Here is a 23,463-nt window from a genome sequence, read left to right as displayed (position 1 = left end):
GCGATGGCGGCTTTGCGCCAGGAGAGCCCGGCCGCGGTCCCGGTTCGGATCGCCGGGCTCGACTGCCTGCTCGATCCGTCCGGCGCGCTTTACCTTGTGGCGGCCCGCATCCTGGTCGTCGCCGACCTCCATCTCGAAAAGGGCTCGTCCCTGGCGCGGCGCGGCTCGATGCTGCCGCCCTACGACACGCCGGTCACGATCGCGGCCCTGTCGGACGTGGTGGACCGCTACGATCCTGCCCAGGTGATCGCGCTCGGCGACAGCTTCCACGACCTGCACGGCCCGGATCGCCTCGGCGCGCCGGACCGAGCCGCGCTTGCGGCCCTCGTTCAGGGATGCGACTGGACCTGGGTCGTCGGCAACCACGATCCCTCGCTGCCGGAGAGCCTCGGCGGGCGCGTCGTCGCCGAGGTGTCGCTCGGCGCCCTTCTGTTGCGGCATCATCCGAAGGCCGGAGCGGCGCAGGAACTCGCCGGCCACCTCCACCCCGTCGCCAAGGTCGTGCTGCATGGGCGCAGCGTCAGGGCGCGCGCCTTCCTGACCGACGGCGAGCGCTGCGTCCTGCCGGCCTTCGGGGCCTATGCCGGAGGCCTCAATGCCTGCGACGCAGCCTTCGCGCCGCTCTTCCCGCGCGGCTTCACGGCCCATGTCATCGGGCGGCAGCGCATCTTCGCGATCGGCCGTTCCGTGCTGTGCGGCGACTGAGCGTTAGTCGCGGCGGAAGATGACGGTCGCGAACCATCCGAAGGCAAGCGACATCGTCCCGATGAGGAGCCCGTAGACGAGCGAACGCTCCTGGGCGAAAGCGGTGATCTGCTCCTCGAACCCCGCCTTGACCACCTCGAAGCTAGCGTTGCGGCGGGAGATCAGCGTCCCCTCCGCCATCACCAGGACCTCGACGTCGTAATTGCCGATCGATGCCGTGCCCGGGATCGGCAGCGTCGCGCGGAAAAAGTCGCGAGTCACGAAGACCACCCCTCGTCCGGTCTGCGCCCAGAGGCCGTCGCGCATCTTCAGGCGGATCAGACCGGCCCGGAAGGGATCGTCCTGCCGGCCGCGGTCGTAGGTGAATTCCGGGGCCTGAACGATCGCCTCCAGGCCGAGCCGCAGCCTGGCCCGGACGGGTTCCGACGCGATCTCCTCCAGCCGCCGCGACGAAAACACGCCCAGCACCGTCGGCACCGCGACGAATTTCTGCTGGCTCCGGTTGATCCAGACCGGGCCGAGCGCCTCCTTCCGGCGGACGGTCAGGTTTTCGCGAGGTCCCCGCAGGGTCACGACGACATCGTAATCGCCAGGCCGGTCGGCAGTCTGCCCGTCGCGCTCGATGACGCCGAACAGGACGAGCTGCGCGCCCGTGTAATTCGAGCCGATCGCGACCTCGTTCGCCGAGAGCGAGACGATCAGGCGCTCGGCCGCGGCAGGGCCGGCGCCGAGCGCCGCGGCCAGGAGAGCGAGCGCCACGGCCCTCATTTCCGGCCGTCCGGAAGGTAGATCGAGAAGGGTTCGGCCGGCTTAACCACGATGTCGATCGCGAACCGGATTCCGACCGCGAGAACCAGGATGCCGAGGAGGATGCGGAACAGGTCCGCTCGCAGCGCCCGTCCCGCCCGCGCGCCGAATTGCGCGCCGAAGACGCCCCCGATGATCAGCAGGATCGCCAGCACGATGTCGACGGCGCCGTTCACGGCCGATTGCAGCACGACGGCGAGGAGTGCGGTCGAGAGGACCTGAACCTGGGACGTGCCGATCACCACGCCGGTCGGGATCCGGAACAGGTAGAGCAGGGCCGGCACCACGATGAAACCGCCGCCGATGCCGAGGAGGGTCCCGACGAAGCCGACCGAAAAGGAGAGGCCCAGGATCGGCAGCACGCTCGCGTAGAGCTGCGAGCGGGGAAACCGCATCCGGAGCGGCCACCCGAAAGCGGCCGGATGGGTGCCGCCCCGTCGCCTCGGCCGCGCCGTCCCGCGCCGGACCCGGAAGAACTCGCGCAGGCTCTCTGCCAGCATCAGCGAGCCGATCAGCGTGAACAGCGTCACGTAGGAGAGCACGATGACGAGGTCGAGCTGCCCCGCCCGCCGCATCGCCGCGAAGACCCAGACGCCGAGCGCCGTCCCGACGAAGCCGCCGGCCGTAAGCACGGCGGCGAGCTTCAGATCGACGGCGTTCCGGCGCAAAGCCGCGAGCGCGCCGGTCGTGGAGGAGGCCGTGATCTGTGCCGACTGGGTCGCGACCGCGATGGCCGGCGGAATACCGAGAAAGATCAGGAGCGGCGTCATCAGGAACCCGCCGCCGATCCCGAACAATCCCGAGACGAAGCCGACGGCCGCGCCCATGCCGAGAATCAGCAGAATGCTGATCGGCATCTCGGCGATCGGAAGATAAATCTGCAACGTATCCGTCCGGCGCAGGCATTCGGGCCCGTGGCCCTCGTCGCCGCTTCCGTGTCGCGGCGCAGGAGCCCCGCGTCAACGCCCCGAACGGTCGCGACCCCGGGGCCCCTCCCCGTCGGTCTCACGATACCGTGCGGGACGGGATCGGGGCCGGATAGAGAAGTCACGGAGCCGTCTCGTAATCACCTCGCCGCTGAACGGGCGATGAGCGATCTCAGGCGCGCGCTTCCCGGGATCCGCGTTTCGTGGCCGTGGGCTCCGGCCAGCCGCCGGCCGGAACCTGGACTTCGTTCGCGGCCGTGTTCGCCGGAACGGCGCGCCACGTCTCGACGCTCTGTTTCGCCCGGGCGAGGTCGGCCGCGGGAAGGCGCTTGGCGACATCGTCCCGCTTGCGGCCGGCATCGTCGTCGCCTTCCTGGGCGGCGAGCGCCAGCCAGAGATAGGCCTTGGACAGGTCCTGCGCCGTGCCGAGTCCGCGGGCGTGCAGAACGGCGAGATTGAACTGGCTGTCCCTGACGCCGCGTTCCGCCGCGCGGGTGAACCAAGTCACGGCCTCGTTGTAATCCGGCTTCCCGCCGCCGTCGGCGAGGAGAACGGCCAGGTTGTGCATGGCGCGCGTATTGCCGTTTTCCGCAGCGCGCCGATACCAGAGCTTCGCGGCCTCGATGTCGCGCGGGACGCCGAAGCCTTTCTCGTAGATGTTTCCGGTCCGGTATTGCGCGGGCGCGAGGCCCTTCGCGGCGGCCTTTTCGAAGAGCGCAGCCGCGGCTTTCGGATCGCGCGCAACGCCGCGGCCTTCGGCCGTGCGGACGCCGAGTTCATGCAGCGCGACCGGGTTGCCGGCCAGCGCGGCGGTCCGGATGCCGACCGGGAGGGTGGCATCCGGGGCCGGTATGGCGGCCCGCGCCGAGGGGAGCGCGGGCGATGCGGCCGGTGGCGGCGTCGCAGGGGCGCTGTCCGACGCCGCCGCCGCCACGCTTTGAGGAGCAGACGGGGTCGGGATGGACGCGGCTGCGGGCGGGATCGGCGCCGCCGGCGACCTCGCGGCCTCGCTGCGTTCGGGCGTTGGAGCGGGACTGGTTGCGGCAGGCGCTTCGACTGCCGGGCGTTTGGGCGCGATGGACTGGGTCGTGGTCGGGTCGGCGATGTCGGTCCGGGACGTGGGCGCAAGCGAGGCGACGACCATCGGCCGGCTGACCGGAGCCGGAGCGGCAGCCGTCCGGGCGACGGTCGCGTCCGGTCCGGTCCCGACCGCGTTGCGGACGACCTGGAGGGTGCCCACGGCGAGAACCAGAGCCGCCGCGCTGAGAAGCAGAGGCCGGCGACGCTCGTCGATCATGCGGCGCACGCGACGAACGATCTCGGCCGGCGACATGCGGGCGAGAGCGCCGTCCTTCGCGCCAGCGATCTTTTTCGGCTGCGAGGATTCCGCAGCTGCCGCCTGGGCGGCCCGACGGGCGGCTGCGATGAAGCTCGAACGAATGTCGGCCGGCTCCGTCACGACCTCACCGGCAGGAACCGGTGCGGCCACGTTCTGGCCCGGCCTGCCGGCGCCGGGTTCAAGCAGGATCTCGTCCTCGGCGGGCGGGAGCGGCTGGTCCGCCTCGGCGGGGCTCGCCACGACGGGCTCGATGCGGGGACGCTGCACAGGGGCGGCGACCGGGCTCATCACCGGCGGTTCGCTGCGGGGCCATTGCGGCGGCACCTCGCTCCCGACGGAAACCGCTTCCTTGATGGCTGCGGGGCGGCGGGAGACCGGAGGGTCGTGCCGGGCCGGCGGCTCGGCCGCCACGCCGTCGCCCTCGAGCGACGTGATTCGCTGGACCACCTGTTCGAGCGTCGCATGAACGGCCGCGAGGCTGTCCTGCGTGCGCTCCTCGGCGGCTGCATACTGGTCCTGTATCCCGTTCAGGTGACGCTCGACTTCGGCTGCGACCGGCATCGCGCCCAGCGTTTCCGCGACCGCCGTTCGGGCCGCATGCTCGGCCGCCGCAACGGCGCCGTCACGCCAGGTCGCGACCTGATGCAGCAGATCGCCCATCGATTGTTCGAGGGTGGCGAGCACGGGATCGCGGCCGGGTCCTTCGCCGATCCGGGTGGCGAGGCCCTGGATCTGCCGCTCCAGATGATCGAGCGCCTCCGGATCCGAAACCCGCCGCTCGACCCGGTCGAGCTTGTCGACGAGGGCGACCAGCATGGCCTCGATCGGCTGTCCGACGTCCCGCACCGCGCGCGCCATATCCTGGCCTGGACGGACGACCGGGTCCGCGAGCGCGGCCCGCATCTCGTCCACGGCCGATTTCAGCGCGGAGAATTCGTCGGGATCGATCTGACGGCCGCCGACCTCGGCGACCTCGCGCTTGAGGTCGGCCAAGTGATGGCTGACGAGCGACAGGGCCTGAGGCGCGGCCGCGCTGGTGAGGAGGGTCCTGACCTCGCCGACCTGTTGCGTCAGGGTTCCGATCACGGCCGGGTCGACCCCGCTCGCGGCCACGATGTCGAGCTTGTGCGACAGGATTTCCATCTCGCGCGCGCTGGACTTGCCGGAGGTGGAATTCTGGCTGTCGGCAAGACGCCGGATTTCCGCCTGCAGCGCCTGCATCTCGGGCGAGGTCGGCCGTCCGTGGCCCGAGAGACGGAGTTCGGCGAGGTCGGTCGTCAGCGACCGGATGCCGTTCTCGAGCCTGTCGAGATCGCTCCGGGTCGCGACCGAGCCCCGGAGACTTGCGATCTCGCTCCGCAAGGCATCCTGGCCGCCCTGGCTCGCGCCCGGAACGCCGTCGTCGAGCCGGCCGGCGAGCTTGGCGACGTCGGCCTTGAGGGTGGTCAGGATGGCGGTCTGCGATCGGGCGAGCGTGCCGAGCGCGGGCAGCGACGCACGTTCCGGGCTCCGGACCGGACCTGCTTCGAGCTGGCTCTGGTGGGCGCGGATCTCCGAGACCGCGCTCTTGAGTTCGGATTCGGGCAGGAGCCCGCGCCGTCCGAGGGGCCGCTGCGCGGCACCGATGCGCTCGCTGAGTTCCTGGATGCGGCCCTCGAAGCTCCGGAGCGCGGCCTCGAATTCCGGCGCGCCGCCCCGCGGTTCGTCGGGATTGGTGGCGAGGCGAGTCTCGAGACGCTCGATCGCCCGCAACGCCTTGTCGACGGAAGCCGGATCGGTCGCATCGACCTTGGTCTCGATCTGCTGCAGCCGATGGCCGAGGGTGTCGACGACGCCCGTCAGGCCCGCGGCGGTTTCCTCCTGGACCCGGGACGCGACCTTGGTGGTTTCCTCGAGCTGCTCCTGCGCCCGCTCGATCCATGAGGCGACGGAACCGAGCGCGGCCGCGGTCTTCGTCGCCGTCTCGATCGCACGACGCTCGCTCGCACCGGTGGCGGCGAGGAGGGCCTCGTATTCGGAAACCTGCTTCCGCCCGGCACGCGCAGGACGCTCGTCCCGCTCCCGCGCGGGTTCGCGCTCGGCCGGCTGGCTGTCGTCCTCGTCGCGACGGAGAGGGCTTCTCGTCATGGGTGGGCTCTCTTGGCCGCACGGGGCAGAGCAGGCTTCCCGCCGCCCCGGTGCGGGCAAGAGGCCGCAGCGCAGCGTTCCTGGCGATATAAGAAATCGCTAATGATGCTGCGTTGCGGGGCCAATCTTGCCCGTCAAGGTAAACGGCCGGTTAAGACACCCTCGGATTGGCTGGTCTCGTCGTCCCGCGACGCTGCTCACCTTTGTCCGGCAGCGACTTTGCCCTATGAGCGCCGGAGCGGTCGGGCAAGGTACCGGGGGTCTGAACATGCCGAGCTACAAGGCGCCGGTCGACGATGTCCTGTTCATCCTGAACGACGTCCTCAAGATCGAGCGGCACAGCAACCTCGCCGGCTTCGCCGATGCGACGCCCGACGTGATCGAGGCCGTGCTGGCGGAGGGTGCGCGCTATTGCGAGGAGGTGGTCGCGCCTCTGAACCGGGTGGGCGACCTGGAGGGCTGCCGCCGGAACCCGGACGGGAGCGTGTCGACGCCGACCGGCTTCAAGGCCGCCTATGACGGATACCGCGAGGGCGGCTGGATGGGCCTCTCGGCGCCTGCCGCCTATGGCGGCCAGGATCTGCCGATGACGCTGAACACCGTGATGCAGGAATTCATCTCCGCCGCGAATCTCGCCTTCGGCATGTATCCGGGGCTGACCCAAGGCGCGATCGCGGCTCTCGTGACCCACGGCACCGAGGAGCAGAAGACCCTCTACCTGCCGAAGATGGTCGAGGGCGCCTGGACCGGCACCATGAACCTGACCGAACCGCATTGCGGCACGGATCTCGGGCTCCTGAAGACGAAGGCCGTCCCGAACGGCGACGGCTCCTACGCGATCACCGGAACGAAGATCTTCATCTCGGCCGGCGAGCACGACCTGTCGGAGAACATCATCCATCTCGTGATCGCCCGAATCGAGGGCGCGCCCGCCGGCACGAAGGGGATTTCCCTCTTCCTGGTGCCGAAGCTGATGGTCGGACCCGACGGCTCGCTCGGCGCCCGCAATGGCGTCAGCTGCGGCTCGATCGAGCACAAGATGGGCATCCACGGAAATTCGACCTGCGTCATGAACTACGACGGCGCGACCGGCTGGCTCGTGGGTCAGGAGAACCGCGGCCTTAACGCCATGTTCGTGATGATGAACGAGGCCCGGCTCGCGGTCGGCATCCAGGGGCTCGGCCAGTCCGAGGTCGCCTACCAAAACGCGGTTGCCTACGCGAAGGACCGCCTCCAGGGTCGCTCGCTGAACGGCGCCGCGCAGCCGGACAAGCCGGCCGACCCGATCATCGTCCATCCGGACGTGCGCCGCACGCTGATGTCCATCCGGGCCTTCAACGAGGCGGCCCGCGCGCTCGCGCTCTGGACCGCGTTGTCCTCCGACGTCGCGCACCGGTCCGAGGACAAGGCGGAGCGCCAGGCGGCCGACGACCGGCTGGGTCTCCTGACCCCGGTCGTGAAGGGCGTCCTGACCGATGTCGGCTTCGACAACACCGTACGGGCCCAGCAGGTCTTCGGGGGCCACGGCTACATCGCCGAATGGGGCATGGAGCAATTCGTCCGCGATGCCCGCATCGCGATGATCTACGAGGGCGCGAACGGCATCCAGGCGATGGACCTCGTCGGCCGGAAGCTCGGCCGTGAGGGCGGCCGTGCCGTGATGGCCTTCTTCGGAGAGGTGCAGGGATTCTGCCGCGAGAATGCCGGCGACGACGACATGAAACGCTTCGTCGAGCCGCTGGCGGAGAGCCTCGATCACCTCCAGGGCGCGACCATGTGGTTCATGCAGCACGCGATGGCGAAGCCGGACAATGCCGGCTCCGGCGCGACCGAATACATGCATCTGATAGGGCTCGTGGCGCTCGGCTACATGTGGGCGCGCATGTGCAAGGCGGCGCTCGAGAAGAAGGTGGCGGCGAACGGGGCGGTCGCCTCCGCCGGCATCGTGGGCCGGATGGACGCGAAGCTCGCCACCGGCCGCTTCTTCATGGAGCGGATGATGCCGGAGACCGGCGCGCTCAAGCGAAGGATCGAGGCGGGGTCGGACGCCATCATGGCGCTGCCGGCCGAGATGTTCTGAGGACGGCAAGCGAGGGCGGACCCCTCGCGAGGTCGCCCGCGACGCTCTATATCGCGGGAGGCTCGCTGTGCCGGCGGCCGGGAGGCGGTTGATGGCTGAGGCCTATATCTACGATCATGTCCGGACCCCGCGCGGGCGCGGCAAGGCCGACGGGTCGTTGCACGAGGTCACGGCGCTTCGGCTCGCCGAGACGGCGCTTCGGGCCATCCGCGACCGCAACGGCCTCGATACGAAGCTCGTCGACGACGTCGTCCTGGGCTGCGTCGACCCGGTCGGGGAAGCGGGCGGCGACATTGCCCGGGCGGCCGCGATCACGGCCGGTTACGGCGATCATGTGCCCGGCATCCAGATCAACCGCTTCTGCGCCTCGGGCCTGGATGCGGTGAATTTCGCCGCCGCCCAGGTGATGGCGGGCCAGCACGACATGGTGATCGGCGGCGGCGTCGAATCGATGAGCCGCATCGGCATCGGCGCATCCGGCGGGGCGTGGCCGGTCGATCCCGCGATCGCCGTCCCGTCCTACTTCATGCCGCAGGGCGTCTCGGCGGACCTGATCGCGACGAAATACGGCTTCTCTCGCGACGACGTCGACGCCTACGCGGTCGAAAGCCAGAAGCGCTCGCAGCGTTCCTGGGAGGAGGGCCGCTTCCAGAATTCGGTCGTGCCCGTGCGGGACGTGAACGGCCTCACCATCCTCGGCCATGACGAGCATATGCGGCCGAAGACCGACATGCAGTCGCTCGCGAGCCTGAAACCCTCCTTCGTCCAGATGGGTCAGATGGGTGGCTTCGAGGCGGTCGCGATCGACGCGCATCCCGAGATCGAGGCGCTGAACTACGTCCACCATGCCGGGAATTCCTCGGGCATCGTCGATGGCGCCGCGGCCGTCCTGGTCGGTTCGAAGGAGGCCGGGGTCGCGGCCGGGCTGAAGCCCCGGGCGCGCATCCGGGCCTTCGCCAATATCGGCTCCGAACCGGCCCTGATGCTGACCGGCCCGGTCGACGTGACCCAAAAGCTGTTCCGTCGCGCCGGCATGACCAAGGCCGATATCGACCTGTTCGAACTGAACGAGGCCTTCGCCTCGGTGGTGCTCCGCTACATGCAGGCGTTCGATCTCGACCCGGACGAAATCAATGTCTGCGGCGGCGCGATCGCGATGGGCCATCCTCTCGGCGCCACCGGGGCGATGATCCTCGGCACCGTGCTCGACGAACTCGAGCGCACCGGCAAGGGCAACGCGCTCGTGACGCTCTGCATCGGTGCCGGAATGGGGACTGCCACGGTGATCGAGCGGGTGTGACGGACCTTAATTGACGAAAGTAGTGATTTCGACTTCTGTTAGGGATGCGCACGATCACGGCAGCGGATGCGAACCGCTATTTCTCGAAGCTGCTGCGCGACGTGTCCGCCGGCGAGACGGTCGTCGTCACCTCGCATGGCAGGCCGGTTATGCGCGTCGTCCCGATAGAGAGGGAAGAGCCCGCGCGGATCGAGGCGGATCGCCAGAAGGCGTGGGAAGAACATATCGACCATCTGCGATCGCAACCCGCGCTGAACATCCCGATCACCTGGACGAGGGACGACATCTACGACGACGACTTCTGATGGTGGCCGTCGACACGAACATCCTCGTCTATGCGGAATCGCTCGGCGAGGTGCAGAAGCAGGACACCGCGCGCCGGGTTCTGAGGCGCGTTCGTCGGGCTGATCTCGTCATGCCGGCTCAGGTGCTCGCCGAGTTGTTCCGTGTACTCCGAGCAAAGGCGAAGCTGCCGGCAGCCGAGTCGCGTGAGCGCCTGGCGATTTGGGAAGGGTTTGCGCTCGTGGCTCCGACGGCAACGACGACGATCGAGAGTGCGCTTGATCTCGCGTCGGAGCACGATTTCCAGATCTTCGACGCCATCATCCTGGCGGCCTCGGCCGAGGCGGGCTGTCGCATGCTCCTTTCGGAAGACATGCAGGATGGCTTCGTCTGGCGCGGCGTCACCATCGTGAATCCCTTCGCGGCTACGCCCACCCGCTACTTGTCGATCTCCTTCGCTGATGAGCCGGCCCCGCTTCGCGCGGGCTCTCTCCTGTCCTAAGATGCGAGGCGATGTCGGTGAAGCGGAGCGTTTCGGACCGGCTGGCGCTCGTGGCACTCGTCGCCGCGCGCGGACCGGCGCGGAAGACCGAGCAGACGGGCCGCCGCAACACAATTTGAGCGGAGCGCGCCATGACTGAAACCCATTTCCGCGTCGAGATCGACTCCGACGGCATCGCGCTCGCGACCTGGGACATGCCCGGCCGTTCCATGAACGTGGTCACGACGGAGGTGATCGCGGAGCTGTCCGACATCGTCGAGCGTGTCGCCGGCGACGCGGCCATCAAGGGCTGCGTCGTCACCTCCGGCAAGGAGAGCTTTTCGGGCGGCGCCGACCTCACCATGCTGCAGGGGCTCGGGCTGGAATATGCCCGGCTGGCGAGGGAGGAGGGCGAGGAGGAGGCGATGCGCTTCTTCTTCGAGGAATCCCGCAAGCTCTCCCTCGTCTATCGGCGGCTCGAGACCTGCGGAAAACCTTTCGCCGCGGCCGTGCACGGTACCTGCCTCGGCGGGGCCTTCGAACTCGCGCTCGCCTGCCATTATCGCGTGCTCTCCTCCGAGGATGCGACCCGGGTCGGGTTGCCGGAGATCAAGGTCGGCCTCTTCCCCGGTGCCGGCGGCACCCAGCGCGTGCCCCGCCTGATGCAGACCGGGGACGCGCTCCAGATGCTGTTCCGGGGCGAGCAGATCCGCGCGCTCATGGCGAAGAATATGGGCCTCGCGCACGAGGTCGCGAAGCGGGACGAGATCGTCGAGAAGGCGAAGAGCTGGATCCGCGCGGGCGGCTCTCCCGTCGCGCCCTGGGACCAGCCGAAGTTCAAGGCCCCGTCCGGCAAGGTCTATTCGCCCGGCGGAATGATGATCTGGCCGCCCGCGAACGCGATCTATCGCCGCGAGACGCACGACAACTACCCGGCTGCCAAGGCCATTCTCCAGTCGGTCTATGAGGGCCTGCAACTGCCGATGGACCTCGCTCTCCGGGTAGAGAGCCGCTACTTCGCCCAAATCCTTCGCTCGAAAGAGGCGGCCGCGATGATCCGCACGCTCTTCCTGTCGAAGGGCGAACTCGAGAAGGGCGCCCGTCGCCCAGCCGGTGAGGCCGCAACCTCGCTGAAGACGGTCGGCATCGTCGGCGCGGGCTTCATGGGCGCGGGGGTCGCCTATGTCACCGCACAGGCAGGGCTGGACGTGATCCTCGTCGATCGCGACCAGGAGGCGGCCGACAAGGGCAAGAGCTACTCCCACAAGCTCATGACCGACCAGATCAACAAGGGCCGGGCGAAGAGCGCGGAGCGGGAAGCCCTTCTCGGCCGGATCACGGCGACCCCGGATTACGGCGCGCTCGCGGCCTGCGACCTCGTCATCGAGGCCGTGTTCGAGGACCCGAAGGTCAAGGCGGAGGTGATCGCGAGGGTCGAGGCCGCGATCAGGCCGGATTGCATCTTCGCCTCGAACACCTCGACCCTGCCGATCTCCGGCCTGGCCCAAGCCTCGCGGAGGCCGGAGGCCTTCATCGGCATCCACTTCTTCTCACCCGTCGAGAAAATGCTTCTCGTCGAGATCATTAACGGATCGCAAACCGGCGAGAGGGCGCTCGCCACCGCGCTCGACTATGTCCGGGCGATCCGGAAGACGCCGATCGTCGTGGGCGACGCCCGCGGCTTCTTCGCCAACCGCTGCGTCGGGGCCTATCTGCTCGAGGGCCACCTGATGCTCGCGGAGGGCATTCCGCCTGCCATGATCGAGAACCTGGCCCGGATGGCCGGCATGCCGGTCGGACCGCTCTCGCTGAACGACGAGGTCGGGATCGACCTGGCCCTCCGGGTCGTGAGGGCTACCAAGGCGCAGGTGGGCGAGGGGGCCGTGAACCCCGACCAGGAGCAGATCCTCTCCGTCATGGTCGAGCGCGAGGGCCGGCTCGGGCGCAAGAACGCCAAGGGTTTCTACGATTATCCCGACAAGGGGCAGGGTCCGAAGCGGCTCTGGCCGGACCTTGGGTCGGTGGGCGGCTTTCCGCAGGCGCCTGACGAGATCGACCGGGGCGAGGTCAAGCACCGCCTTCTCGTGGTGCAGGCCCTCGAGGCGGCCCGTACCGTAGAAGAAGGCGTCGTCACCGATCCGCGCGAGGCCGATGTCGGCTCGGTCCTGGGTTTCGGCTTCGCGCCGTTCACGGGCGGAGCTTTGTCCTATATCGACGGTATGGGCGCGACGGCCTTCGTGGCCCTCGCGCGCCGGCTCGAGGCCAAGCACGGGCCGCGTTTCGCACCTCCTCGGATCCTCGTCGACATGGCGGAACGCGGCACGACCTTCTACCGCTCGGAACCGGCCAGGACTGCTGCCTGAACCTCACGCGCCTCGGCCGGGTGCTGCCGGCTCCCTCGTCAGTCCCGAAGGTACTCGCGGCAGCAGAAAACGCGCGGCGTGACGCCCTGCTCGGCGCAGAGCATCAGGCGGAGCACGTTCTCGATGTCCTGGTTGATCTGAGTCATGAGCCGGGCGTGCGTGGTCGTCCCATGAAGCCAGCGTCGCCGGAATAGGTCGACTCTGGTGGCCTCCAGGCGAGTGAGAAGCGGTTCGTATTCAGGCATTCCTGGATCCTCGGACAGAAGTGATGCGGTGGAAGCGCGGCCTTTCCCCCGCGGAGGGCCGCTGCCGTGGACGCGATACGATCACGTCGAGAGAACAAGCTGCCGGCCGGCCGGCGAGGCGCGTCCGAGCGACTAGACGATTTTAGATAGCGACCGAGTGGGTCCTGGAAGTTGGACCGTATAGCAACGCACATCTCCTTGGATGAAGAGAATGACGACGATCTAGGGATGCTGGCTGTCTATAACCGCTAGGCTAACGTGGGATTGTACGATGCCGTCCAATATCTCACGGATGAGAATTAGCATGCCGATTGTGATGCGTTCTTCGATCGGTCCATGAAACGCTCAATCACCTGCTGGTCGCTCGATCGGAACCTGGATGCAGCGCTTTAGGGGAGGGGGAGGCAGTCGTGCGCCAAGGCGGAGGACAATCGCATCCTCGGCTGTGTCGATGGGCTCGGTGCTGACCCGACCTTCAGCCACCGCCGGGTGAGGCCGCAACCAAGCGTTCAAAGCGGGCCCGGCCGTAGGTGAGCCGCTCTCTGATCATTCGGCTGTGACGCGGGTCGACCTGACCTGGCCCAGGAAGGCGCGGAGCGCGGCCGGCTTCAGGGGCTTGTTCAGGATGGCGATCCCTGCCGCGCGCGCGCGTTCGGCGAGGGCCGGGGAGCGGTCCGCCGTGAGCAGCATCGCCGGGAGATCGGGGCCGAGCTGATCGCGAAGGGCCACGATCGCCTGGAGCCCGTCGCCGTCGTCGAGATGGTAATCGGCGATGACGATCTCGGGCGCGCCGGGCGAGACCGCGATCCAGCCTTTTGCCTCTTCGAGCGTGGACGCGATCTGCACGTCGCAGCCCCAGCCGGCAAGCAGGGTCTGCATGCCGCCGAGCACGGCAGGCTCGTTGTCGATCGCGAGCACCGACAGGCCGGCGAGCGGCGCCGGGGCCCTCGGCCGTTCCCGGGGGGGCCGGATGATCATGGCGGCCCGGGTGACCGGAAGAACGACCGAGAAGACCGAGCCGCGGCCCGGCTCCGACCGAAGCCCGATCTCCACATCGAGCGCGCGCCCGATCCGCTCCACGATGGAGAGCCCGAGACCGAGCCCTCGTGCCACCCGTGCTCCATGGGGCAGCCGCTGGAACTCGCGGAAGACCTCCTCCTGCTGCGAGGGTGCGATGCCGAGGCCGGTATCGAGCACCTCCAGTCGCACGGTGCGGCCCCGGCGGCGGACACCCACGAGAACGCGGCCGGACATCGTGTATTTCACGCCGTTCGAGACAAGGTTCTGCAGCAGGCGGCGGAGCAGGCGGCGGTCGGACCGGACGGAGAGCGAGGTCGGGACGAAGCGCAGATCGAGGCCCTTCTCGCGCGCCACCGGCTCGAATTCGCGCGCGAGGTGGCGGAACATGTCGTCGAGGGGAACGGCCGAGAATTGCGGCGTCAGCGCACCCGAATCGAGCCGCGAGATGTCGAGCAGCGTCGTCAGGATCTCCTCGACGGCGTCGAGCGAGGCATCGATATTGGCCGCGAGCGTCGCGTCGCGGGTTTCCCGCAGCCGTTCGATCAGGGAGGTCGCGTAGAGCCGGGCCGCGTTCAGCGGCTGCAGGATGTCGTGGCTCGCGGCGGCCAGGAACCGCGTCTTCGAAGCGTTGGCGTCGTCGGCTTCGCGCTTCGCCCGGGTCAGTTCCTCGTTCAGCCGCGTGAGCTCCTCCGTCCGCTCGCGCACGCGTCGCTCAAGCGTCTCATGCTCACGCTCGCGCGCCTCTTCCTCGTCGGCGAGCTCGGTCACGTCCGTATAGGTCGCGATCAGGCCGCCGCCCGGCAGATGGTTCGATCGGACGGAGATGACCCGGCCGGAGGCGAGCCGAACGCGCGTGGGCCCCTGGTCGTGCAGCATGGAATGCAGCCGCGTCGCGATGAGGTCGTCGACCGCGCCCGGCCCATACGCCCCGTGGGTGGCGTTCACGCGGAGGATCTCCTCGAGCCCGACCCCGATCCGGATGAGGTCCGTCGGGAACCCGTAGAGGTCCACGAAAGCCTGGTTCCAGCACAGGAGCCGGAGGTCGCTGTCCAGCACGGTGATGCCCTGCTGGGCATGGTCGAGCGCATGCTGGAGGAGGTCGCGATTATGCTGCATCGCGGCCGAGGCCTCGTCGAGCAGGCGCAGCGCCGCCTTGGTCGAGAGGTTGCGCCGGCGGAGCACGAAGGAGAGCGCGAGCCGGGACGAGCCAGCGCCGATGGCCGAGGCGAGAAGGTGCTCGGCGTAGCGCAGGAGGTGGATGTCGGCCTCCTGCCGGCCCTCCAGCGTGACCCCGCGGGAGCGGGCATAGCCGGCGAAGGATCGGCGGGTGCGGTCGTGCCCGAGAAAACGCCCGACCGCCTGTTTCAGCTCCTCGACCGTAACGCTGGCCCGGAACAGCCGCAGCGAGGGCGAGATCGGCATCGTGGTCTCGCCCACGAAGGTCGCCGCCTGGATGCGCTCCAGCGCGCCGGCCGGTCGCAGCAGCGATCCGACGACATAGGCCGAGATGTTGAGGCCGAGGCTCCACAGGACACCGTGCGTCAGCCGCGGGAGGTCGGTTCCAGCGAGCGAGACCGGGTTCAGGCCGGCGATCCCGAATGGGCCTTCGACCAGCATCATTCCCCAACCGGTCCCGGTGATGAGCACCGGCAGGAGCAGCGTGTAGGCCCAGACGGCGAACCCGACCGCGAGGCCGGCCACGGCGCCGGCCGCCGTGCCGCGACGCCAGACCAGGCCGCCGAAGAAGGCGGGAGCGATCTGGGTCACGGCCGCGAAGGAGAGGAGCCCGATCGAGGCGAGCTCGTACTCCCCAGCCACCCGATAATAGGCGTAGCCGAGGAGAGTGACGGCGACGATCGCGATCCGCCGGACGACCAGCACGAAGCCGCCGAGATTGCGGAACTCGCCGCCGGGAGGGTTCGGAGTTGCGCCGAAGCTGCCGCGCCGCAGGACGAGCGGCAGAACGAGGTGGTTCGACACCATGATCGAGATCGCGACCGTGTCGATGATCACCATCGCGGTCGCGGCCGACAATCCGCCGACGAAGGTCGCGAGCGCGACGAGGCCGGAGCCGGCCTGCAGCGGCAGGGCGAGGACGGTCATGTCCCGATCGGTGCCGGCCGGCAGGAGATACAGGCCGGCGAGCGCCAGCGGGATCACGAAGATGTTGATGAGAACGAGGTAGAGCGGGAAGAGCCATGCCGCCCGGCGCACGTCCTCGACGGAGCGATTCTCGACCACCGTCATGTGGAACTGGCGCGGCAGAAGCAGCGCGACGCAGGCGGAGAGGAGGATCAGCGTCAGGTAGCTCGTGGCTCCCGACGTCGGCCCGAGGACCTGATGCAGCGGACCGGCATAGCTCAGCTTCGCGGCGAGGTCGGAGAAGCCCGCGAACATTCCGTAGACGACGAACAGGCCGACCAGAAGGAAGGCCATCAGCTTGATGACGGATTCGACCGCGATCGCGAGGACGAGTCCGTTCTGATGTTCGGTCGCGTCGGGATGACGCGTCCCGAACGCGACCGCGAACCCGGCCAGCACGAGCGAGATGACCAGCGCGAGATCGCCGAAGGGCAGCACGTCGAAGCCGATCGTCGAGCCCTCGGCCGCGAGGAAGACAGAGAGCGAGGACGAGACCGCCTTTAGCTGCAGCGCGATGTAGGGCACCGAGCCGACGAGCGCGATCAGGCAGACGAGAGCGGCCACGCTCTCGCTCTTGCCGTAGCGGGCGGCCACGAAATCCGCGATCGACGTGATATTCTGCGCCTTCGCGATGCGCACGATCCTGACCACGATCGGATAGCCCAGGCCGATCATCAGGATCGGCCCGATATAGATCGCCAGGAAGTCGAGGCCGGACCGCGTCGCCAGCCCGACCGAGCCGTAGAAGGTCCAGGACGTGCAATAGACAGCGAGCGCGAGCGCGTAGACGGTGCCGCGATGCCGCCGTCGCATGATGCGGTGGCCAGCGTAATCGCCCCAATGGGCGATCGCGAATAACAGGCAAAGATAGACGAGGGCCGTCAGCACGACGCCCCAGCTCGCCATCGCCGGTGGAAGACCCGATCCCGTCACGCCCCGATGCTTAGCCGGAAGGACGGGCCGAGGCTATGCTGCGCCCTTCGGGGCCGCGATGGGATGCCTGCCATGCTCGAGGAATTCAAGAAGTTCGCGTTGCGGGGCAACGTGGTCGACCTCGCGGTCGGCGTCGTCATCGGGGCGGCCTTCGGGAAGATCGTGGAGTCGCTCGTTGGCGACATCTTCATGCCGATGATCGGAGCGATCACGGGCGGCCTCGACTTCTCGAACTATTACGTCCCGCTGTCGTCGACGGTTCAGACGGGGCTGGCCTATGTGGATGCGAAGAAGTCTGGCGCCGTTCTGGGTTACGGGACGTTTCTCACCATCGCCATCAACTTCAGCATCGTGGCGTTCGTCCTCTTCCTGGTGATCCGGGCCATGAACCGGCTGGTCGCGAAGCCGGCCGAGAGCAAGACGGAGGTTCCGGCCGACGTGCAGCTTCTCTCCGAGATCCGCGACCTGATCGCCCGCGGCCAGACGGTCGGGGCTGCTGCCGATCCGTCCTCCATTCCACGCTGATCACCGGGAGCGATCGGTCCCATCAGGGGCTTTGACCGGACCGGGCCCGGCGGACCTGTTACGGTCCCGCCGACAGCGAGGCGGCTCCTCGCCGTTCATCCGGATCTCGCCACGGAGCGCTCATGACCACCAATCCGGAGATTCGTCCCGAGGCCGCCCGGGCGCCGACGAGCGGGATCGTCGACGTCATGAGCTATGCCCGCGGGCGGCCCGGGCTGATCCCCCTCTTCGTGGGCGAGGGCGACCTGCCGACCCCGCCCTTCATCATGGAGGCGGCGCATCGCGCGCTTCTCGCGGGGGAGACCTTCTACACCTACCAGCGCGGCATCCCGGAACTCAGGGCCGCGATCGCGGCCTATCTCGGGCGCCTCTACCGCACGGATGTCGATCCCGAGCGGATCTACGTGACGGTGGGCGGCATGCATGCTGCCCAGATCGCGATCCGGATCGTCGCCGGGACCGGCGACGAGGTCCTGATCCCGACCCCGTCCTGGCCGAATTTCGACGGGGCGGTCACGGTCACGGGCGCGACGCCGGTCTCCGTGCCGATGCAGGCCGGGCCGGACGGCTGGCATCTCGATCTCGACCGCCTCGCCTCGCTCGTGACGCCGCGGACGCGCGCGATGGTGATCAACTCGCCCGCCAATCCGACCGGCTGGACGGCCGGGCGGGAGGATCTCGTCGCGATGCTCGACCTGGCCCGCCGGCATGGGATCTGGATCATTGCGGACGAGATCTACGGGCGCTTCACCCATGACGGCCCGGAGGGCGGGCTCGCGCCCTCCTTCCGCGACGTGATGGCGGAGGACGACCGGATCATGTTCGTCCAGACCTTCTCGAAGAACTGGGCGATGACCGGCTGGCGCATCGGCTGGCTCGAGGCGCCGGTCCGGCTCGGGCCGGTGATCGAAAATCTCGTCCAGTATTCGACCTCGGGCGTCACGAGCTTCATCCAGCGGGCGGCCGTCACGGCGATCGAGGAGGGGGAGCCCTTCGTCGAAGGCCAGATCGCGAGGGCGAGGCAGGGGCGGGCCATCGTCTGCGACGGTCTCAGGGCCACGAATGTGGTCGACCTGCCCGCGCCGCCCGGAGCCTTCTACGCTTTCTTCCGGGTCGAGGGCCGGACCGACACGACGCGGCTCGCGCGCGACCTCATCGACACGGCCCAGGTCGGGCTCGCTCCCGGCACCGCCTTCGGGGGAGGGGGCGAGGCCCATCTCAGGCTCTGCTTCCTGCGCGACCCGGTGCAGTTGGCCGAGGCGGTCGCGAGACTGGGGAGAGTTCTGCCGGGACTCGCCGGAGCAGCTCCGGCCTGAAGACCTGGTTGGCTCCGCCCGGTGACTGCCGGCAGAGGTCGTTGCCGAAAGGAGACTGAGCCGCGTCGATGATCTGAGCGGACTTCCTCAAGCATTGACAGTCTTCGCCACCAGTCGACTGATGAAGGGATGAGGGCGGACGGCGCAAGAGCCTGGTGGCGAAGGATCGGCGCGGCTGCCGTGGCGGCCCTGGCTTGGTCCGGCGCGGCTTTCGCCCAGCCGGCGAGCTTCACCGGGATCGCGGGGCCGGTGGGAGATCCCGAGGTCGAGGCCCTGTTCGGCCAGGTGCTGCGCAACCCATCGAATCCCGACCTGTCCTTCCTCTTCGCGGATGCCGCCGCACGGCGGGGCGACAACGAGGCCGCGATCGGGGCGCTTGAGCGGATCCTCTTCTACAATCCGGCGCTGACGCGGGTGAAGCTCGAACTCGGCGTCCTGTATTTCCGGCTCGGCTCCTACGAGATGGCCCGCAGCTATTTCGAGGCAGCGACCTCCTCGCCCGAGACGAGTCCGGAGGTCCGGGCCCGGGTCGCCGGGTTCCTGAGGGAAATCGACCGCCGGACAAGCATTCATCAGTTCAGCGTCTATACCCAGGTGGGCTTTCGCTACCAGAGCAACGCGAATGCCGGGCCGGCGAGCGCGTTCGTCAGCTCCTTCGGCCAGGACGCGATCCTCGGGCGCCAATTCGTGAGCCGGCCGGACTGGAACGCGTTCGGCCTCGCCGCTCTCCGGCATGTCTACGATTTCGAAAACCAGCGCGGCGACGTCTGGGAGACGAATGTCGCGGCCTATGGCTCGCGCCAGTTCAGGTTCGGCCTCCTCGATGTCGGCTTCGTCGAGGTCCAGACCGGACCGAGGCTCGCGCTCGCGCCCGAAACCTTTCCGGGCCTGACCATCCGGCCCTACGGGCTCGTGAACGGCGTCACGCTCGGTGACCAGCGCTATCTCTCGACGGCGGGCGGCGGCGTTTCCGTGTCGGTGCCGGTCGCGAATGGGGTCGTGCTCGAGCCCTTCTTCGAGAGCCGCGCCCGCCGGTTCGAGAGATCGGCCGAGTATTCGACCGCGAGCGAGCAGGCCGGAACGCTCTGGACGACCGGCCTCCTGATGCAGGGCGCGGTCGCGAGTTTCGCCGAGGCGGATTTCCGCTGGCAGGCCCGCGCCGCCTATCTGCGAAACGAGACCCGCGCTCTCTTCGATTATAACGGCTATGACGGCGTCGCGCTCGATGTCGGCTTGCCGATCGAATTCACCGGGCCCTGGGGAGCACGCCGGTGGTTGTTCGTGCCGAGTGCCGGCGTGGCCCATCATGATTATAGTGCGGCAAACCCGCTCGTCGACCCCATCCGCCGCCGGAGGGATCGCGAATATCGCGTCGGCGGGCTCCTCGAAATGCCGATCTACGACTTCGCCGGGATCTCGCTGCAGGTCCAGTATTCCGAGATCGACTCGCGGCTGCGCAACTACGACAGCCGCAATCTCAGCATCTCGTTCGGGCCGACCCTGCGCTTCTGAGCGCGTCCGCGTCAGGCCGAAACCGGCAGGGTCCGTATCAGCTCGCGCAGCGTCGCGACGGTGGACAGGTCGGCCCGTCCGTCGAGAAGGGCCGGCCGGAAATGTCGCTGGAAAGCAGTGACGACGGCCGTCGTTGCCGCGTCGTAGGTTCCAGTCCGCTCGATTCCATAGCCGTAGCGGGCCAGCATGGCCTGCAGCATCTCGACGCCTCGTCCGGTTTCGCCCGGCGCGAGCACGCGGCCCTCGCCGAGCGGTGCCGGGCGCGCCCAATGACCGATTCCTGCCGCATGCAGCAAGTCCCAGGGAAAACCCTCGCCCGGGTCCTCCTTGCGGGAGGGCGACACGTCGGAATGGGCGAGGACGCGCTCGGGCAGGATGTTCCATCGGGCGACGATGTCCGAGGCAAGCCGGACCACCGCCTCGATCTGCGAGGCCGGATAGGCCGGAAGGCCGCCGTCATGGCCCGGATGGACGAGCTCGATCCCGATCGAGCGGGAGTTGATGTCGCTCTCCCCCGCCCATGCGCCCGCACCGGCATGCCAGGCACGGCGCGATTCAGGAACGAGCTGGCGCACGTCCCCGGTCTCCAGCACCACGTAATGGGCCGAGACCTCGGCCGCGGGGTCGCAGAGCCGAGCGAGAGCGAGCGCCCCGTCTCGCATCCCGGTATAGTGAAGGATCAACAGGTCGAGGCTGTCCCCGCGCCGCTCGCCGTGGTTCGGCGAGGGTTGGAAATCGATGGCGACCGGGCTGTCGAGAGCGGGCTCGTGGCGAGGGCGTGCGGCTCGGGCCATCACATGCCGCGCTCCGCCGCGATCCGGTCCCAGGCCGCGTTGATCGAGGCCAGGCGGTCGGTCGCGATCCTGACCGCCTCGGGCGGCAGGCCTCGCGCGATTTCGCGGTCGGGATGGTGTTGCAAGATGAGCCGCCGATGATGGGCCTTGAGGGCCGCGTTGTCCCAGGCCCGATCCGCCCCGATGGCCAGATAGGGATCGTCTTCACGTTGCACATGGCGCTCGAGCGTGGCCTCGAACCAGGCCTCACTCCGACCGAAGGCGAGCGCGACGTCCCGAAGGTAGGCCGCCTCCGCCTCGTGGACCGCACCATCCGCCTTCGCGACCAAGAAGAGCCCTTCGACGATGTCGTCGAGAAGCAGGGGTTCCTCCGCAAAGGCGGAGGCGAGTTGCGCGGCGTAGGCCTGATAGCCGGCCGCACTACCCTGGGCGAGCCGGAAGAGGCGAGCCACATTGGCCCGCTCGCGTTCGGGAACGACGACCACGGCCTCGAACGCGTCGATCTCGGACCGCAGGACAACCCCGTCTGCGCGCGCCATCTTGGCGAGGAGCGCGATCAGTCCCGTGGTGAGGACGACATCGCGCGGCGCGGGACCGAAGGGCGCACCGGTCCGGTCAACCAGGTAGTGGCCGGCAAAGGCACCAATCAGAGCGCCAAGCGGCCCACCCACCGCCAATCCCAATCCGCCACCGCCGAATTTACCCCAAAGAGACATATCGGCGATGAAGGCCCGAGACACCCGGCCGGGTCATGGCCCAACCGGGTGGATGTGTCAGCCGCGGCTCAGCGGCAATACACGTTGCCGTAATAATCGCGATAGGTGCCGTAGGGGCAAGGCGCGGTGGCAGCGCCGACGAGCGCTCCGCCCGCCGCCCCGATCGCGGCGCCCGCGAGCGTACCGCCGACGCGACCACCCGAGGCTGCCGCCCCGATCGCGGCACCCGTGGCACCGCCGATCAGCGCGCCGCCGCCAGCGCGCTCGCCGGGCGAATAACAGGCGCCGAGCGACAGAGCGAGCGCACCGGCGAGGCTGACGGGCATGATCTTCTTCATTGGGCGACCTTCTCCAAGCGTTTCCTCCCGGCCGCGGCAGCCGAGCTTACGTCGACAGGGCGAACTCGATGATGCCGGGAACGTTCCCGGATGTCTCCCCCTACGGCCCTGTGGTTACGATATGATTTCGCAGGCCGTGACATCGCCGACACGGGTCCCGCCACGCTTGACGCAGCACCCGGACGCCGCCAAAGCGACCGGGTCAGTCGGCCGGGCGGCCGCTTCGGGCGGAGCGCGAGTTCCGGCTGAAGAGGAAAGTCCGGGCTCCATGAAAGCACGGTGCCGGATAACGTCCGGCGGGGGTGACCCTAGGGACAGTGCCACAGAAAACGGACCGCCTCAGGACCACCGGCGAAAGCCGGCCGGAGGTCAGGGTGAAAGGGTGTGGTAAGAGCGCACCGCGGACGCGGCAACGCGGACGGCACGGCAAACCCCACCGGGAGCAAGATCGAATAGGGGCGGCACGGTGCCGAAAGGTGCCAGGGCCCGCTATCAGGCCCGTCGCCCGGGTTGATCGCTCGAGGCGGCCGGTAACGGCCGTCCCAGATGAATGGCCGCCACGTCCCGGAGCTTGCTCCCGGACCCTACAGAACCCGGCTTACAGGCCGGCTGACACCTTCGATCAGCGCCGACGACGATAGTTTGCGGCGCGACGGCTGCTGCGTCGAACACCGGTGCGCTGCGGGATGCCGAGCACGCCCTTCACGCCGCCGACCGCGCCACCGAACGCACCTCCGACGACTCCACCCACCGCCCCTCCGACGGGACCCGCGACGCTGCGGCCGTCCCGAGCTCCGTCCTGCGCGCCGCGGGCAATGCCCTGAGCCTGAGCCGACAGCGGAAGCGCGAGCGCGACCAGTGCAGACGCGATGATGAGTCCTGATCTCATGGTTCTGATCCTCGAATGTCGGAGAGGGTATACAACAACGCGAGCAGAAGGAGGTTCCCTTCTCCGATCCTTCCGGGCGTGGAATACGCCCTGTGCCCGACACGCTTCATTAACCTTGCTTAGGTCTGAATGCGCCTTGATCCGCCCGGCAAATCCGGGTTCATTCGATTGACGCCCATATATGCCCATGCTATCCCATGGCATCCCGTACACGAGGGGCTGCGCTCAGCCTGTCGGACGCCGCTTGGGCTGCGGCGGACCGGCATGCATCGGCGGCGCGCGCTCCATCGAGACGGGCTGCGGCGGGTGTCCCGCCGCTGTGCAGCTGATGTCATGGGGCGTGCGGGCGTCTGCGCATGGATCGCTTCGTGTCCAACTTCACCAATCGGTTGGACGTGAAAGGCCGTGTCTCGATTCCAGCGTCGTTCCGGGCAGTTCTCGCCCGGGACGGGTTCGAGGGCGTCTACGTTCACCCGGCGCTCGATGCGCCGGCCTTGGACGCGGGCGGCAACACGCTTCTTGGCGAGATCGACGCGTTCCTGTCGACCTTGCCGCCCTATTCGGACGAGCGGGATCATCTCTCGACGGCCTTGTTCGGCACGAGCGAGATCCTCAAGGTCGAT

The 23,463-nt window shown here is 68.5% G+C and carries 18 protein-coding genes and 1 other RNA gene; 11 read left to right on the top strand and 8 right to left on the bottom strand.

Annotation, left to right across the window (positions count from 1 at the left end):
• Nucleotides 1-3: 3 nt before the first annotated feature.
• The gene (pdeM, locus tag ACFE87_RS21175) at nt 4-705 is read left to right on the top strand and encodes a ligase-associated DNA damage response endonuclease PdeM (protein WP_375461654.1); all 702 of its coding nucleotides are present in this window, start codon (nt 4-6) and stop codon (nt 703-705) included.
• Between the two features lie 3 nt (nt 706-708).
• Here pdeM and ACFE87_RS21170 read toward each other — a convergent pair whose 3' ends face one another.
• The 3 genes from ACFE87_RS21170 to ACFE87_RS21160 form a co-directional block, all read right to left on the bottom strand.
• On the bottom strand, nt 709-1,473 hold the full coding sequence (locus tag ACFE87_RS21170; RefSeq protein WP_375461644.1) for a TIGR02186 family protein: 765 nt from the start codon (nt 1,471-1,473) through the stop codon (nt 709-711).
• On the bottom strand, nt 1,470-2,396 hold the full coding sequence (locus tag ACFE87_RS21165; RefSeq protein WP_375461643.1) for a sulfite exporter TauE/SafE family protein: 927 nt from the start codon (nt 2,394-2,396) through the stop codon (nt 1,470-1,472). The genes ACFE87_RS21170 and ACFE87_RS21165 overlap by 4 nt, the downstream gene beginning before the upstream one ends.
• A gap of 214 nt (nt 2,397-2,610) precedes the next feature.
• Nucleotides 2,611-5,904 carry a hypothetical protein gene (locus tag ACFE87_RS21160; RefSeq protein WP_375461642.1) on the bottom strand — a complete coding sequence of 1,098 codons (3,294 nt, stop codon included), beginning with the start codon at nt 5,902-5,904 and terminating at the stop codon, nt 2,611-2,613.
• A 268-nt stretch (nt 5,905-6,172) separates the two neighbouring features.
• Here ACFE87_RS21160 and ACFE87_RS21155 point away from each other — a divergent pair, with 268 nt between their 5' ends.
• From ACFE87_RS21155 to ACFE87_RS21135, 5 genes are all read left to right on the top strand, one after another.
• Nucleotides 6,173-7,984 carry an acyl-CoA dehydrogenase C-terminal domain-containing protein gene (locus ACFE87_RS21155; protein WP_375461641.1) on the top strand — a complete coding sequence of 604 codons (1,812 nt, stop codon included), beginning with the start codon at nt 6,173-6,175 and terminating at the stop codon, nt 7,982-7,984.
• A gap of 91 nt (nt 7,985-8,075) precedes the next feature.
• Nucleotides 8,076-9,284 carry an acetyl-CoA C-acetyltransferase gene (locus ACFE87_RS21150; RefSeq protein WP_375461640.1) on the top strand — a complete coding sequence of 403 codons (1,209 nt, stop codon included), beginning with the start codon at nt 8,076-8,078 and terminating at the stop codon, nt 9,282-9,284.
• Nucleotides 9,285-9,328: 44 nt separating this feature from the next.
• On the top strand, nt 9,329-9,589 hold the full coding sequence (locus ACFE87_RS21145) for a type II toxin-antitoxin system Phd/YefM family antitoxin (protein ID WP_375461639.1): 261 nt from the start codon (nt 9,329-9,331) through the stop codon (nt 9,587-9,589).
• Nucleotides 9,589-10,068: a PIN domain-containing protein gene (locus ACFE87_RS21140; RefSeq protein WP_375461638.1), complete on the top strand. Its 480-nt coding sequence runs from the start codon at nt 9,589-9,591 to the stop codon at nt 10,066-10,068. The genes ACFE87_RS21145 and ACFE87_RS21140 overlap by 1 nt, the downstream gene beginning before the upstream one ends.
• 131 nt (nt 10,069-10,199) lie before the next feature.
• Nucleotides 10,200-12,410: an FAD-dependent oxidoreductase gene (locus ACFE87_RS21135; protein ID WP_375461637.1), complete on the top strand. Its 2,211-nt coding sequence runs from the start codon at nt 10,200-10,202 to the stop codon at nt 12,408-12,410.
• Nucleotides 12,411-13,201: 791 nt separating this feature from the next.
• On the opposite strand, the gene ACFE87_RS21130 is transcribed toward ACFE87_RS21135, so the two are convergent.
• The gene (locus ACFE87_RS21130) at nt 13,202-16,723 is read right to left on the bottom strand and encodes a NahK/ErcS family hybrid sensor histidine kinase/response regulator (RefSeq protein WP_375461653.1); all 3,522 of its coding nucleotides are present in this window, start codon (nt 16,721-16,723) and stop codon (nt 13,202-13,204) included.
• A gap of 99 nt (nt 16,724-16,822) precedes the next feature.
• Between ACFE87_RS21130 and mscL the strand changes: the two genes are divergently transcribed.
• From mscL to ACFE87_RS21115, 3 genes are all read left to right on the top strand, one after another.
• The gene (gene mscL / locus ACFE87_RS21125; RefSeq protein WP_375461636.1) at nt 16,823-17,275 is read left to right on the top strand and encodes a large conductance mechanosensitive channel protein MscL; all 453 of its coding nucleotides are present in this window, start codon (nt 16,823-16,825) and stop codon (nt 17,273-17,275) included.
• A gap of 122 nt (nt 17,276-17,397) precedes the next feature.
• Nucleotides 17,398-18,591 (top strand): pyridoxal phosphate-dependent aminotransferase, encoded by a 1,194-nt coding sequence (locus ACFE87_RS21120; protein ID WP_375461635.1) that lies wholly within the window; start codon nt 17,398-17,400, stop codon nt 18,589-18,591.
• 180 nt (nt 18,592-18,771) lie between these two features.
• Entirely contained in the window at nt 18,772-20,103 is a 1,332-nt protein-coding gene (locus ACFE87_RS21115) for a tetratricopeptide repeat protein (RefSeq protein ID WP_375461634.1), read from the top strand.
• Nucleotides 20,104-20,114: 11 nt separating this feature from the next.
• Here the strand turns inward: ACFE87_RS21115 and ACFE87_RS21110 are convergent, their stop codons facing one another.
• The 3 genes from ACFE87_RS21110 to ACFE87_RS21100 all read right to left on the bottom strand — a co-directional run bounded on the left by ACFE87_RS21110 (nt 20,115) and on the right by ACFE87_RS21100 (nt 21,951).
• The gene (locus ACFE87_RS21110; RefSeq protein ID WP_375461633.1) at nt 20,115-20,897 is read right to left on the bottom strand and encodes an N-acetylmuramoyl-L-alanine amidase; all 783 of its coding nucleotides are present in this window, start codon (nt 20,895-20,897) and stop codon (nt 20,115-20,117) included.
• Nucleotides 20,897-21,613 (bottom strand): TerB family tellurite resistance protein, encoded by a 717-nt coding sequence (locus ACFE87_RS21105; protein WP_375461652.1) that lies wholly within the window; start codon nt 21,611-21,613, stop codon nt 20,897-20,899. The genes ACFE87_RS21110 and ACFE87_RS21105 overlap by 1 nt, the downstream gene beginning before the upstream one ends.
• A 68-nt stretch (nt 21,614-21,681) precedes the next feature.
• Entirely contained in the window at nt 21,682-21,951 is a 270-nt protein-coding gene (locus ACFE87_RS21100; protein ID WP_375461632.1) for a hypothetical protein, read from the bottom strand.
• Between the two features lie 202 nt (nt 21,952-22,153).
• Between ACFE87_RS21100 and rnpB the strand changes: the two genes are divergently transcribed.
• An RNA gene (rnpB, locus tag ACFE87_RS21095) (RNase P RNA component class A) lies at nt 22,154-22,568 on the top strand.
• A 5-nt stretch (nt 22,569-22,573) separates the two neighbouring features.
• On the opposite strand, the gene ACFE87_RS21090 is transcribed toward rnpB, so the two are convergent.
• On the bottom strand, nt 22,574-22,840 hold the full coding sequence (locus ACFE87_RS21090) for a hypothetical protein (RefSeq protein WP_375461631.1): 267 nt from the start codon (nt 22,838-22,840) through the stop codon (nt 22,574-22,576).
• Nucleotides 22,841-23,196: 356 nt separating this feature from the next.
• Here ACFE87_RS21090 and ACFE87_RS21085 point away from each other — a divergent pair.
• Nucleotides 23,197-23,463: division/cell wall cluster transcriptional repressor MraZ (locus ACFE87_RS21085; protein ID WP_375461630.1), on the top strand; the 267-nt coding region annotated here is incomplete at its 3' end.

This window comes from uncultured Enterovirga sp. (assembly GCF_964242715.1).
In the GTDB taxonomy this organism is placed as follows: Bacteria; Pseudomonadota; Alphaproteobacteria; order Rhizobiales; family Beijerinckiaceae; genus Enterovirga.
The sequence above is the reverse complement of the archived record's forward strand: the minus strand, read 5'-3'. Positions and strand labels throughout refer to the sequence as shown.